Below are 13402 nucleotides of genomic sequence, written 5' to 3' on the forward strand. Positions count from 1 at the left end.
TGGCGCGGTTGACGGGGCTCGAACCCGCGACCCCCGGCGTGACAGGCCGGTACTCTAACCAACTGAGCTACAACCGCTCGCATCATCTGCCCGGATCGCCGTCCGAGCGTGGGGAGGGTATTACGCGGGCGACCTGCCCCCGTCAAGCGGCCTGAGAGCAAAAAACCGACGAATTTTCACCTGCCGTTCGGGCAAGCAAATCGCGGCTCCTCAGTGCGCGCCCGCGACCCTTATTTATCGCGCCCGCACGCGCCCCGATGAGATGCGCTTTCTGCTTCCTCTTGGCAGAAATATCCCGGGGGAGACCGAAGGTCGGGGGCAGTGCCCCCTCTTCAACGGCTGCAATCACCGCTCCGGCGCGGGAATGAACTCCGCATCGTCGGCAGGCGGCAGCTGGAAACGGCCGTGCGCCCAGTCGCCCGCGCGCCATGCCTCTTTTGCCGCGTCGATCTTGTCGCGCGAGGAGGCCACGAAATTCCACCAGATATAGCGCGGGCCGCCCATGGTTGCGCCACCCAGCACGATCAGCCGCGCGCCCTGCCCGCCCGCTTTCAGCGACACCCGGTCGCCGGGGCGGAAGACCAGCATCCGGCCTTCCTCATAGGTTTCGCCCGCCACGGTGACAGAGCCCTGCAGCACATAGACGCCGCGATCTTCGTGATTGTCGGGCAGCGGGAGCTGCGCGCCCGGATCGAGATTCGCATCGGCGTAGAACATCTCGGAGGGCAGATCGATCGGCGCATGCGCGCCCCAGGCATCGCCAAGCACGAGCCGAACGGTCTTGCCCTCGGCCTGCAGTTCGGGAAGGGCCTCGGCGCCCACATGTTTGAACGCCGCCTGCCCCTCTTCCTGATCTTCTGGCAGCGCGACCCAGGTCTGGATGCCCGCGAGATGCTGGCCGGTGTCGCGGACCTTGCCGTCGGTGCGCTCGGAATGGGTGATGCCGTAGCCCGCATTCATCCAGTTTACAGCGCCCGGCGTGATCCATTGATCGGTGCCCAGCGAATCGCGGTGATGCAGGCGGCCCTGCAAAAGGTAGGTCACGGTCGCGAGGCCGATATGCGGATGCGGGCGGATGTCGATGCCGCGTTGGCCCGAGAGGAACTCCACCGGGCCAATCTGGTCGAAGAAGATGAACGGGCCGATCATCTGTCGCGCGGCCGAAGGGAGCGCGCGGCGCACCTCGAAGCCGCCGAGGTCACGCGCGCGCGGCGCAATGACGGTCTCAATAGCGTCAACGGCATCGCCGATCGGAATTTCGGGGTCGAGGGCGGGGTTCCAGCTCATCGGGGCGCTCCTTTCCTGTGGTTGAGGGAAAGGTAGCATCGCAGCGTGCGGATCATAGCCCCAGGGGCGAACAGAATCTGAGCGCGGGCGCGCAAACCCATGCAAGGCCTTGAATTCGCTTAACCTTCGGAGGGAATGGTGGGCGGTGAGGGGCTCGAACCCCCGACATTCTCGGTGTAAACGAGACGCTCTACCAACTGAGCTAACCGCCCCCGGCCTTTCCTCTAGCCTCGCCTTGCCCGGGGATCAAGACCTCAGATGCCTTCGCGCATCCGCACCTTTCGGGTCGAGGAGAGTTTCATCCCCGGCGCAGTCAACCGCGCCTCCGGCCCGACCCATGCATAGGCCAGCAGGCAGGGATCGAGATCGGCGGTGGTGATGCGGTGTTCGTGATCGGGACGGTTCAGGATCAGCGAGCCCGGCGCATGCACGGCGGTATCGTTCTCCGACCACGGACCCGCGACCGAGATATAGCTCTCCTCGATCTCCTTATGGCTGTGCTGCGGATAGGTCGTGCGCGGCGCAAAGAGGACGAATCCCAGCACCAGCCGATCGGAAGCCACTGGCCCGCGCGGCCCCAGCACCTCGCAATAGGCATATTTGCGCGCCAGTGCCTTCGGCACTTTCTCGTAGCCATATTCCCAAGTCAGCTGTCCCGTCACCCGCGAGAGCGCACGCGCCATGCCTGCGACCGCGCCGCGCTCGCCCAGATCGAGCGCACGCGACAGATGCGCCGTCACCGGTTTCGGCTGTGGCTGGCGCGGCGTCACCGGGGGATTGGTGTCGATGATCTGCGAGAGCGTGTCGCGCACCCGTTTGCGATGGCTGCGGATCAGGCGGCTGCCGCCTGCCGAGCCGTGCCGGTAGAGCGTGTCGAATTCGCGCAGCAGATACAGCCAGTCCGGGCAATCGGAGACGCGCAGCACCTCGTCGGGCCGGGCGTCGGACATCGGCGTGGTCTCGGTCATCGCATCCTCCGCATCTTGCGCATGGGGCGCGCATCTCTGGCGTGCTGTCTGGCCCATAATCTGACGCCGCGGGGCGCAGAAAACTAACCGGAAAACGACAAAGGCGCGTCTATTCAAGACGCGCCTTCGTAGGAAAATGGTGGGCGATGAGGGATTTGAACCCCCGACATCATCGATGTGAACGATGCGCTCTACCACTGAGCTAATCGCCCTCCGTGGCGGGCTTTTAGCGCCCCTCTTCTGGCTCCGCAAGAGGGTTTTCGTCGAAATCTACACCGCCCTGCGCAGGGTCGATTTCCGCCTGGCTGGCCTCTGCCGCGACCGTCTCCAGCATGCCCGAGGGGCGGCGCAGCTTGACCACGAGGATCTCGTCGCCGTTCTTTTCGAACTGGCGGTTGATCTTCAGCTTGCCGAGCGGCGGGATGCTGAGTTCCTCGCCTTCCGAGAGCGCCTCGCCCAGAACCTTGAGAACCGCTTCCGACATGGCCTTCGCCTCGCCGCGCTTCACCCCGGCCTCGACCATCACCCGATCCACGAAGCTCCTCTTGCGCACGAGCGCCTTCGCCTCGCTCGGCTCAGGCGCCGGATCAGGCGTGGCGGGCGTGAGCGTCGCGGCGGAGGCCGGAGGCGCCTCGGGCGTCACGACGGGCGGCTTGCGGGTCGATTTCGGTTTCTGGCTCTTGGCCATGGCGGCTCCTTTTTTGATCGCAATACGAAGAGGTTAAGGGCAAACCTGTTCAAATGCAAAAACGCCCGCCGCGATATGCGACGGGCGTTCTCGATTTCAATTCGAAGGCGATCAGTGCGCGGTTGCGCCCTGCCCGTCCGATTTGGCCGCAGCGGCGGCAGCGGCTGCTGCCTCTTCGGCCTCCTCGTCCCAATCGACCGGCTCGGGCTGGCGAACCAGCGCGCGGGCGAGAACTTCGCGAACGTGAGTGACCGGCACAATCTCCAGCCCCTCCTTCACGTTGTCCGGGATATCCGCGAGGTCTTTTTCATTCTCCTCGGGGATGAAGACGGTCGTGATCCCGCCGCGCAGCGCCGCAAGCAGTTTCTCTTTCAGGCCGCCGATCGGCATCGCGTTCCCGCGCAGGGAGACTTCGCCGGTCATGGCGATATCCTTGCGCACCGGAATACCGGTCAACACCGACACGATGGAGGTCACCATCGCCAGACCCGCAGAGGGCCCGTCTTTCGGCGTCGCGCCATCGGGGACGTGGACGTGGATGTCCCACTTCTCGAAGCGCGGCGGCTTGATGCCGAATTGCGGCGCAACCGACCGGACGTAGCTGGAGGCCGCGTCGATCGATTCCTTCATCACGTCGCCCAGCTTACCGGTGGTCTTCATCCGACCTTTACCCGGCAGTCGCAGAGCTTCGATCTGCAGCAGGTCGCCGCCCACGGAGGTCCAGGCAAGGCCGGTCACGACGCCCACCTGATCTTCCTTCTCGGCCAGACCGTAGCGGAACTTCTTGACGCCTAGGTAATCGCCCACCTTCGCCTCATCGACGGTGATGTGCTTGGTCGCACCCTTCGACTTGATGATCTCGGTCACCGCTTTCCGGGCGAGCTTCGCGATATCGCGCTCGAGATTCCGCACGCCCGCCTCGCGGGTGTAGTAGCGGATCACGTCGGTCAGCGCGCCGTCGGTCAGTTCGAACTCGTTCTTCTTGAGCCCGTGACCCTTGATCTGCTTCGGGATCAGGTGCTGCTTGGCGATCTCGGCCTTCTCGTCCTCGGTGTAGCCCGCGAGCGGGATGATCTCCATCCGGTCCAGAAGCGGGCCCGGCATGTTGTAGGAGTTCGCCGTCGTCAGGAACATCACGTTCGAGAGGTCGTATTCCACTTCGAGATAGTGGTCCACGAAGGTCGCGTTCTGCTCGGGGTCGAGTACTTCAAGCATCGCCGAAGCCGGGTCGCCACGGAAGTCCTGACCCATCTTGTCGATCTCGTCGAGCAGGATGAGCGGGTTCGTGGTTTTAGCCTTCTTCAGCGCCTGAATGATCTTGCCAGGCATCGAGCCGATATAGGTCCGACGGTGGCCGCGGATCTCGGATTCGTCGCGCACGCCGCCGAGCGAGATGCGGATGAATTCGCGCCCCGTTGCCTTGGCGACAGACCGGCCGAGCGAGGTCTTACCCACGCCGGGCGGACCCACGAGGCACATGATCGGGCCTTTGAGCTTGGCCGAGCGCGCCTGCACCGCGAGATATTCGACGATGCGTTCCTTGACCTTCTCGAGACCGTAGTGATCGGCATCGAGCACGGCCTCTGCCTTGCTGAGGTCCTTCTTCACGCGGGATTTGGTACCCCACGGGATCGACAGCATCCAGTCGAGATAGTTGCGCACGACGGTGGCTTCGGCCGACATCGGCGACATCGACTTGAGCTTCTTCAGCTCGGCCTCGGCCTTTTCCTTGGCCTCTTTCGAAAGCTTGGTGTTCTCGATGCGCTCTTCGAGCTCGAGGATCTCGTTCTGGCCGTCTTCGCCATCGCCGAGTTCCTTCTGAATGGCCTTCATCTGCTCATTCAGGTAGTACTCGCGCTGGGTCTTCTCCATCTGCGTTTTCACGCGGGATTTGATCTTCTTCTCCACCTGGAGAACCGAGACCTCACCCTGCATGAGCCCGTAGACCCGCTCCAGCCGTTCGGAGACGTCGAGCGTTTCCAGAAGCTCCTGCTTCTGGGCCACTTCCAGCCCCAGATGGCCCGAAACGAGATCGGCCAGCTTGTCCGCTTCGGTCGCGTCGGCCACGGCCGAGAGCGCCTCTTCGGGGATGTTCTTCTTGATCTTCGCGTAGCGCTCGAATTCCTCGGCGACCGAGCGCAGCAGCGCGCGGATCGTCTCCACGTCGCCCTCGGTTTCGATCAGAGGTTCGGCATTCGCTTCGAAATAGTCGTCATTCTCGACAAAATCGGTGATGCGCACGCGGCTCTTGCCCTCGACCAGCACCTTGACGGTGCCATCGGGCAGTTTCAGAAGTTGCAGCACGTTGGCGAGCACGCCAACGCGGAAAATCCCGTCCGTATCGGGGTCGTCTTGCGACGGATCGACCTGGCTTGCGAGCAAGATCTGACGATCCTCCGCCATCACCTCTTCCAGTGCGCGCACGGATTTCTCGCGCCCGACGAAGAGCGGCACGATCATGTGGGGGAAAACCACGATGTCGCGCAGCGGCAGGACCGGATGGGTGACAGAGCTAAATTCGGTCATCGGCGTTCCTCTCTTGGCAGGAGGGTCCGGCCCCGTTTTCGGCGACCACGTCCCTCCCCTGTTCAACCCAATATCTAGGAGCCGTGAGGCATCCATTCAACTAGGGCATGTCACTCACCCGTCACAATGCGTGGCCCCGGGACAGGCCGCAAGAGGCGATCTCGTTGCCGTGAGCAGTTCGTGCGCGCGCGTGATCGAACGTGTAGCCGATCACCGGGGCAGGATCATCTCGGCCATCAAGCCGCCAAGCCGTTCGGATCGCCCGAGTTTCAGCGATCCACCATGGCGGCGCAGGATGTCGGCGGTGATCGAAAGCCCCAATCCGACGCCCTGCCCGCGATCCTGATTGCGCGCCGGGTCGAGCCGGGTAAATGGCCGGATCGCCTCCTCGCGGCGTTCGGGCGGGATGCCCGGCCCGTCATCATGCACCGCGATTCGCCACCCCGTGCGCGCGATCGAGACGGTGATCTCCGCGCGCGTGCCATAGCGCACTGCGTTGCCGATCAGATTCGCCAAGGCGCGCTTGAGTGCATCGGGGCGGAAGGTCGCCTCCTCTTCGCTGTCGCAATCGACAAGCGCCACATCGCGCCCCATCCGCCGCATATCCTCCACCACCCCCGCGACGAAGCCGCAGATCGGCAGCGTTTCCGGCTCGCCTTGCGACGCCCCGTCGCGCGAGAACTCGAGAAACGCATCGACAAGGCGCCCCATCTCGTCGACGTCGCGCTCCATCGCGCGGACCTCGTCATTCTCCTCCATCATCGACAGCCCGAGCCGCAGACGCGTGAGCGGCGTGCGCAGATCGTGGCTGACACCCGAGAGCATCAGCGTGCGCTGTTCAATCTGCCGCTCGATCCGGTTACGCATATCGAGGAAGGCGCGGCCCGCGGCGCGCACCTCCGTCGCCCCCGAGACGCGGTAATTCAGGTTACGCCCCTTGCCGAATTCCTCCGCCGCATGGCTCAGCCTGCGGATCGGGCGCAGCTGATTGCGCAGGAAGATATAGGCGATCAGTGTCATCAGAATGGAAACAAAGACCATCAAAACGAGCAATTGGTGCGGATTTGAGGCCGACACCCGGCTGCGCGCGAAGGTCACCGCGAGCGGCCCGTTCGGCGTCTCCTGCACCACGCGCACGGAATTGGTGTTGTTGTCGAGATCGATGGAGCGGATCTGCGACAGGTTCGCCCGCAGCGTCGAAATCACCACGATTCCGGTCAGATCGAAGAAACTGCGTGTATCGCCCCGCTGCGACGCAAGATTCGCGGGCGCAGGGAATTGCGAGGCGAAGTTCAGCGTCTTGTCGAGCACGTCGAGCCGTTCGCGCGCAACCTCTGCTGTCGGCGCATTGGTCGCGACCTGATCGAGCAGAGCGATCTCGCGCACCATGCCTTCGGTCATCTGCTGCGTGACGCGTTCGAAATGACGCTGAATGAAGACGACCGAAACCACGAGCTGGATTGTCACCACCGGCAGAATCAGGATCAGCGCGGCCCGCCCATAGAGCCCGCGCGGCATCATCTGTTTCAGCCAGCGAAATTTCATGCCAGAACCCTAACGATGGCCGCGATGGAGGGAAAGATGGAAGAATTGCAGCCCGGCTTGCGTCGGATCGTGGCTCCGAACCCGTCCCCCATGACTTATACCGGCACCTGCACCTATGTCATCGGCACAGGCGAGGTCGCGGTGGTCGATCCCGGCCCCGCCGATCCTGCCCATCTGCAGGCGCTGCTCGACGCGCTCGCACCGGGTGAACGTGTCAGCCATATCCTCGTCACCCATGCGCATCTCGACCATTCCCCCGGCGCACGGCTCTTGGCCGAGGCCACGGGCGCGCCCATCCTCGCCTTCGGCCCGCCCGAAGCCGGGCGCGCACCTGTAATGGCGGAACTCGCGGCGCGCGGCCATGCGGGCGGCGGCGAAGGCGTCGATCACGCGTTCGACCCCGACATCCTCATTGAGGACGGCGAGACGCTAAGCCATGGCGACTGGTCGCTCACCGCGCTGCACACGCCCGGCCATTTCTGCAACCATCTGAGCTTTGCGCTCGGCGACGCTCTTCTGACCGGCGATGTCGTGATGGGCTGGTCCTCGACGCTGATTTCGCCGCCCGACGGCGATTTGGGCGACTATTACCGCTCGCTCGCACGGATCGAGGCGCAGAGCCCACGCATCCTCTATCCCGGCCACGGCGACCCGGTGACCGATCCCCAGACCCTGATCGCGAGTCAGCGCGCGCATCGCGACGCCCGCACCGAGCAGATCCGAAGCGCCCTCACCGAGCGGCCAGCCACCCCGCAGGGCCTCACCCGCGCGATCTACACCGACGTCCCCGCAGCCCTCCTGCCCGCGGCCGAACGCAACGTCTTCGCGCATCTCGTTGAAATGTCAGTGCAAAACCAAGTCACCGCCGCGCCCGACCTGCGCCCAGAGGCGCTATTTTCGCTGACGTGACGAAAGCCTGAATTTTTTCGCCAGAACCCTCTGGACATCCCAATTCGAGATTCATATACACCCTCACATGTTCCGGCGTAGCTCAGCGGTAGAGCAGTTGACTGTTAATCAATTGGTCGTAGGTTCGATCCCTACCGCCGGAGCCAAATCACCCTAAGTGGCTGATTTTATTGGTTGAGCCCCGACAAGAGTCGGGGTCACCAGTGCACGTGCACAAATTGGTGCACAGATGCATGCGCAAGCTGATGCACAATCGCGAACCCCGAATGCCCTGAAACCTGTTTCGGAGGCTGCCCGCATGGCCGGAGTCGCACATATTCCTCATCTCGAAAAACGTCCCTCTGGCTATTTCTTCCGACGCCGGCTGCCCCGTGCGCTTCGCGAGATAGCGGACCCTGTTCAAAAAATCTCACTCTGTTTCTCTTTGCGAACCGATGTCATCTGCGAAGCGAAGATACTTGTCGCGCGCCTGAGTGCGCTCACCGACCTGGGCTTCGCATTGGTGAAGGAGAGACCGGTGCAGCATCTGAGCGCGGAACATGTGAGCCTGCTGAACGAATTGGCCCGATTTCAGATTGCGGCGCATGAAGCGCTGCGCGCGTCGGCCGAGCCGCGATCAGAAGCCGCCGCGAATTTTGCAGCGCAGAGCGAACGCGCGACGCAGGACATGCTACGCCGAGCGCTGGCGCTCGGAGACCGGACGCCGGTCGTAGAGCCGCTGCGCGATCTGGCGCGGCACTTCGGAGTCTCCCTCGACGAGAGCTCGACCGACTGGCGCGCGCTCGCCTTCGAGGCGCTTCGAGTGATGCTGGACGTGTCACGCGAACGCGAAAAGCGCGAGGTCGGCTCCTACGCGGAACCGACCCCGATCTTCCGGTCCGTCATGGCGAGCCGGTCTGCCTCTCCACCCGCAGCCCTGCCCGTGGTTGCCGCGCAATCGCCCGTCTCCTCCCTGGCAATCCCGTCAGCAGCTGCATCGGCCGCGATCTCCATCGCAGTGCCGAACATCCCTGCGGCCACCACGACGTCCGCCCCAGAGGCGGCTGCTAATCTTCCCGCGCCGACTGCCTCCACCACAGCCCCGACCGCGCCTGCGGACACTTCCGAAGCATCGCCCGAGCCTCCTACCCCGACCTCCGGGAGCGACGCCCGGGTCGTCACAGAAAAGGACGACGAGACTGCATTTCGGATCAAGATGCGCCCTCCGCTGCTGGAAAACATCGACCTTCGGGATCTTTCGCCAGAAATGCGGAATATTCTGCGCACCAAACCTCGGGGCATCACGCTTCTGGAGGGAATCCAGCTCAAGAAAGAACTCAAGTGTGCTGGTTACCAAGACGATTTCTCGATCGAACAAACAGGCGACAAGAAAGCAGGCAAAAAATGGAAATCGAACAGCGGAAGCAAAGCTAACGTGGCCGAGAAGTTTTGGGTCGAATTCGTCGGAGATGTGCCGTTCGAAGACGTCGATCGGGATGATATCCGCGACGCTCTGAAGATCCTCCCCGACTTGCCCCTCCAGCACTCAAAAGGGACTGACAAGTTCGTGGCAAAGAATGGTTTCCGCGTCCTCGTCGACGAGATCGACGCCGAGGAGGAGCGCGCAGAAAAGGATGCGCTGAAGGCACTCGGAAACGGCCCTGAGGTCACGGAAGCAGACCGGGAAAAGGCGCGCCTGGACGCGCGTATTCCGCGCCTGCGCGCCGAAACTCGCTCAAAGCACCGCGGTTACATCAAGTCGGTCGGGAAGATGCTCTATGATCTCCAGCTCATCGATCGCAACCCGTTCGAGATCTGTGGCGTGCCCAACAAACTTAAGGACCAGTGGAAAAAGAGCGAGGAGAAGCGAAAGCGGATTTGCTGGGACGATCGCTTCTATATCCTTCTGCGCTCGCCCGTGTTCCAGGGACCATTCGACGATCCGGGTGAGCCTTTCTACTGGATTCCGCTGATTGCCCGCCTCATGGGCTTGCGCGAAGAGGAAGCCTGCCAGCTCGGACCGGAGGACTTCGGCACCGACAAGGGGATTTCTTATCTCGACGTGAAGGTCCTCGACGCCAATAACGTCAAGACAGAGGAATCCCAGCGCCGCATGCCTGTTCATCCGACGCTGATCGAGCTTGGCCTTTTGAAACTCGTCGACCTCCGCTGCAAGCAAGGCAAACACCGCCTATTCGTGCACCTGACCCGGGGACAGACGAAGGGAACCTATTCCGAGAACTTTTCGAAGAACTTTACCTACTACCGAAAAAAACATCAGTGCTATTGGGAGGGCCTGGATCTCCATGCCATGCGCACCTCTTTCAACTCGGATCTGATGAATCAGGACAAATCCGATGCGATCCGCTGCGTGCTGCTGGGCCACGATCCGGTGGATGAGGGGGCGAAATCCTACGCCCAAGGCTTGTCTCTCCGGACACTCTATGAGCGCATCTGCGACGTCGAAATCGATGTGTCGATGATCGCAAGACCCTTCGGAGAAACCGCAGTCGAGCGCGGTAAAGTCGTCGGCATTCGAAGCGTGCAGGATTGATACCGGGGCTTTGCTCCGCGTGATTGCCTGCCTCGCCGGCGCGCATCACTGGGAGTAGCTCGATCTACGGGACACTCGAATGATGTACAGCAGGCATGGAGGGGCGCGAGGCTTTGAAACGCAGCTCGCGCCCCTCCATGCCCGTTGCAGAGCGACCTGTATTCCACGCCGTTTGACAATTCGGATGCCCCCGCCCGCCCCCGTTATCTTTGCAAACCACTGCACGCCGCGCCGAAGCCACGCCTCGGCCCCTTCTCTGACCAACCCAGATGGGACCGATCGGGCGGCGCCTTTGTCCAGCAGCAATCTGCCTTTCGCTCCAAGAACGCCCAGAAATCCGAGGAGCATTAATACCACAGTGTTGAAATTCTCGGCTCGCGTCGATCGCCGCGTGTTTAATTTAAAGTTGGTCCCGGAAGATCAAATTCGGTTTTGAGGAAAAAGAAGCTCTCATATTGAAACCAGTCAAGCAACGCCGCACAGGCCTCCCGGCCCTTAATTGCTGTTATTCCGGCCCTTTCAAGGAATGCTTCCTGACTTTCGGCAATCCTTGCCGGATTGGTTGCAACAAAGCGATGGACTGCGTCGTTTCGCTTGCGGCGCCAAGCATCAATATCGTCTACAAGATTTCCAGGATAGCTTTGCGCCTTATCCCCGGTCCGACGAAAATGATCGATCAAACGTGCGAAGCTCTCAGGTGGCCGAGAGCCGCCCACAGATTCCAGGAAATGATGCAGGCATGCGCTGACCAGGCTCTCGCAAATTGCGATCGCTTCAAGCGGGAAGCCCTCAGCGATAGCGTGATCCACTCGCTTTAGCGCCAAGGTGAACCCCTGATTGCGCATTTTCAACTGATCGGCTGCCGTCCCGAACGCCACTCCCGACGTTTTCGCCACGCTCATCGCCTCTGAGCTCGAAAAATTCTTGTCCCGCGCCGTCTTCAGGTCTTCACGCCGCAGAACGTCCCAAACCTGGCTGTGAAACCGCTGCAGAAAGGTGTTGGTTAGATACCATTCTGAGCGAGGCCAAGCCAGATAGGCGCGCCCACGGTCCGTAGCACGATCCGGGATCATCTGACCGATTGAGAAGATCCATGCCTCAAAAACGAAAAGTAAACTGGCAAGGTGAATCGTCGTTGTTTGCCCGTTGGGGTACATTTGCGCCATTTCTGGCCGCCAGTCGCGTACCGGCTCGTTCGCAAGACCCGGAGTGCCTGCTTTGATATGCGTCTTCGCCTGCTCGAGACATTCGCGAAGCGCTTCGAACATATTCCGCGGGTGCGGAGGTTGCTGCTGGCGGTCGATAGCGAGGCAATAAGAAAGATTGCTCGTGAAGCTGCTGAGGTCGAGCTTTCCTGTTGTGAGGTCGAAATCGTACTCGGATATGAATTTCGTAAAGCCCTCAAGCTGATCCCGATCGGTCGCCATCTATCAGTCCCTAAAATTTATCTATTTTCAAAGCGATATTTATAAATACAAGCGCAAGCCCACTCCGGCTACCTGCACCCGATGCAGAGCCGATTGGTATCACTGACGTCACCGGTTCACGGGGCCTCGGTGGGCGCCCGGCGCGTAGATCAAAGGTCACGCAACGAGCAGAAACCACATCAACATGTCTGCCCCACTTCTGGCCATTTCGCAGCCAAGCTCATAGAGCCCCCGATCTCCGTTCGGACACGTCCAGCCGCGATACGTGCACCAAATGCCAGGCATGTGCAATTTCACCTCTGCGCATTCACACGCGCGAGCACTGTTTTGCGCTTGAACATTGTCTCCGAAGTGAGATCAACTTCGCGCGTCACACGCTGCGCAAAGTGGCGAGTCCAGTGTGGCGGGTGCCCCGCAATGCAGACAGCCATCCTCGCGGTCGTCATTGCGTGCCCGATCCTTTCTCCGCTGTTCCTCAGCCCATTTCTTGGTGTTCTCGTTCGACATGGAATATCTCCTTTCCTGATTGAAATTTCAGACCATCGTCAGCGTCGCGGGCCAGCCAATCTGGTAGAGATCAATGCCCTCAACTTCGGCCAGCTTGCGCGCCGACTTCTGAAAACGCTCAGCAATGACCACAGCTTCCAAACGTCCGTGATTGAATTCATCTCGTTGAGCGAGCGCTCGAAGATAGTCGGCGGCTTGACCAACCGCGTCCGGCGTTGCTTCGGCACGTTTAAGTTCCACGACAAGCCAATCTCCGTTTTTGCGGTGGCGTGCCAGTATGTCGATGCGCCGAGAGTTGCGGCCCCCGTCGACAGGAAACTCGTCCTGCACGATCTCGTAGTCCCTGCCCCAAGGTGTTTCTCTCCAATTCTTGAGAATTTGCCTCTGAATGACGTATTCCGTCGTAAACCCGGTCTCTGAGTGCGCGATCCGGTTAAGCGTGAGAACGGAGTGGTCGAAAACCGCGAGCGCGTTGATGGCCTCCAACACGCGTTCGCGGGCAACGACGAGGTGGCCCGCAGTCCGATTTCGTCCCTCGAAGGTGAAGGGGATACCGGCTTTCAGAAATTGCTCGTGATACTTGCCATTGAAGACAGCAAAGCCGTAGTCATCGCGACGCGGATTGAATGTGTCGATCGCGAGCGACCACTGCGACGTCTCATCTGGAGAAAAGGCAAGATAGACGACGCCACGCGGGTTCGGCCAACGGGCATTCCGGCGAGGATGCGAATCTCGGATCATACACCCCAAGCCAGCCCCGATAGCGGCCTCGATCAACTCTTCAGTTGCAGGGCAGAGCCGCCAATTGCGCGCGACGTAACCCTCTCCATGTTGGCGTATAAGCAGGCCTTCAGCGACCTCTTCGACGATAATGTCGCCCTTGAAATGTCTTTGGTTCATATGTTCGCTCGGCGCCGAATATCTGCAAAACCTTAGCAAAAACGCTAATCCACGACCGCGGCGAAAGTTGGGCAGACACGCGTGACGTCCGCGAAATAGCAAGGCAGCACCG

9 protein-coding genes and 4 tRNA genes are annotated in these 13402 nt (G+C 61.4%); 3 read left to right on the forward strand and 10 right to left on the reverse strand.

Annotated elements, in window-relative coordinates:
• From BMI91_RS00005 to BMI91_RS00040, 8 genes are all read right to left on the reverse strand, one after another.
• Positions 1-77, reverse strand: a tRNA-Asp gene (locus tag BMI91_RS00005).
• A 268-nt stretch (positions 78-345) separates the two neighbouring features.
• The gene (locus tag BMI91_RS00010; RefSeq protein ID WP_078603545.1) at positions 346-1287 is read right to left on the reverse strand and encodes a pirin family protein; all 942 of its coding nucleotides are present in this window, start codon (positions 1285-1287) and stop codon (positions 346-348) included.
• Positions 1288-1423: 136 nt separating this feature from the next.
• Positions 1424-1499: transfer RNA gene (locus BMI91_RS00015), tRNA-Val, on the reverse strand.
• Between the two features lie 42 nt (positions 1500-1541).
• The gene (locus BMI91_RS00020; RefSeq protein WP_078523362.1) at positions 1542-2255 is read right to left on the reverse strand and encodes a dimethylsulfonioproprionate lyase family protein; all 714 of its coding nucleotides are present in this window, start codon (positions 2253-2255) and stop codon (positions 1542-1544) included.
• A 137-nt stretch (positions 2256-2392) separates the two neighbouring features.
• A tRNA-Val gene (locus tag BMI91_RS00025) sits at positions 2393-2467 on the reverse strand.
• Positions 2468-2481: 14 nt separating this feature from the next.
• A complete protein-coding gene (locus BMI91_RS00030) occupies positions 2482-2943 on the reverse strand; it encodes an HU family DNA-binding protein (protein WP_078603546.1) in 462 nt (153 codons plus the stop codon).
• 111 nt (positions 2944-3054) lie between these two features.
• Positions 3055-5469 (reverse strand): endopeptidase La, encoded by a 2415-nt coding sequence (gene lon, locus BMI91_RS00035; RefSeq protein ID WP_078523364.1) that lies wholly within the window; start codon positions 5467-5469, stop codon positions 3055-3057.
• Positions 5470-5679: 210 nt separating this feature from the next.
• Entirely contained in the window at positions 5680-7014 is a 1335-nt protein-coding gene (locus BMI91_RS00040) for an ATP-binding protein (RefSeq protein ID WP_078603547.1), read from the reverse strand.
• 36 nt (positions 7015-7050) lie between these two features.
• Here BMI91_RS00040 and BMI91_RS00045 point away from each other — a divergent pair, with 36 nt between their 5' ends.
• The 3 genes from BMI91_RS00045 to BMI91_RS00055 all read left to right on the forward strand — a co-directional run bounded on the left by BMI91_RS00045 (position 7051) and on the right by BMI91_RS00055 (position 10456).
• Positions 7051-7923 (forward strand): MBL fold metallo-hydrolase, encoded by an 873-nt coding sequence (locus BMI91_RS00045; RefSeq protein ID WP_244176516.1) that lies wholly within the window; start codon positions 7051-7053, stop codon positions 7921-7923.
• Positions 7924-7994: 71 nt separating this feature from the next.
• Positions 7995-8069: transfer RNA gene (locus BMI91_RS00050), tRNA-Asn, on the forward strand.
• Between the two features lie 152 nt (positions 8070-8221).
• The gene (locus tag BMI91_RS00055) at positions 8222-10456 is read left to right on the forward strand and encodes a DUF6538 domain-containing protein (RefSeq protein ID WP_078603548.1); all 2235 of its coding nucleotides are present in this window, start codon (positions 8222-8224) and stop codon (positions 10454-10456) included.
• Positions 10457-10851: 395 nt separating this feature from the next.
• Here BMI91_RS00055 and BMI91_RS00060 read toward each other — a convergent pair whose 3' ends face one another.
• Both BMI91_RS00060 and BMI91_RS00065 read right to left on the reverse strand, forming a co-directional pair.
• Complete coding sequence (locus tag BMI91_RS00060; RefSeq protein ID WP_078603549.1) at positions 10852-11883, reverse strand: hypothetical protein; 1032 nt, start codon at positions 11881-11883, stop codon at positions 10852-10854.
• Positions 11884-12417: 534 nt separating this feature from the next.
• Positions 12418-13290, reverse strand: a complete 873-nt coding sequence (locus BMI91_RS00065; RefSeq protein WP_078603550.1) for an endonuclease NucS domain-containing protein — start codon at positions 13288-13290, stop codon at positions 12418-12420.
• Positions 13291-13402 lie beyond the last annotated feature (112 nt).

The organism is Thioclava sediminum, from assembly GCF_002020355.1.
Taxonomy (GTDB): Bacteria; Pseudomonadota; Alphaproteobacteria; order Rhodobacterales; family Rhodobacteraceae; genus Thioclava; species Thioclava sediminum.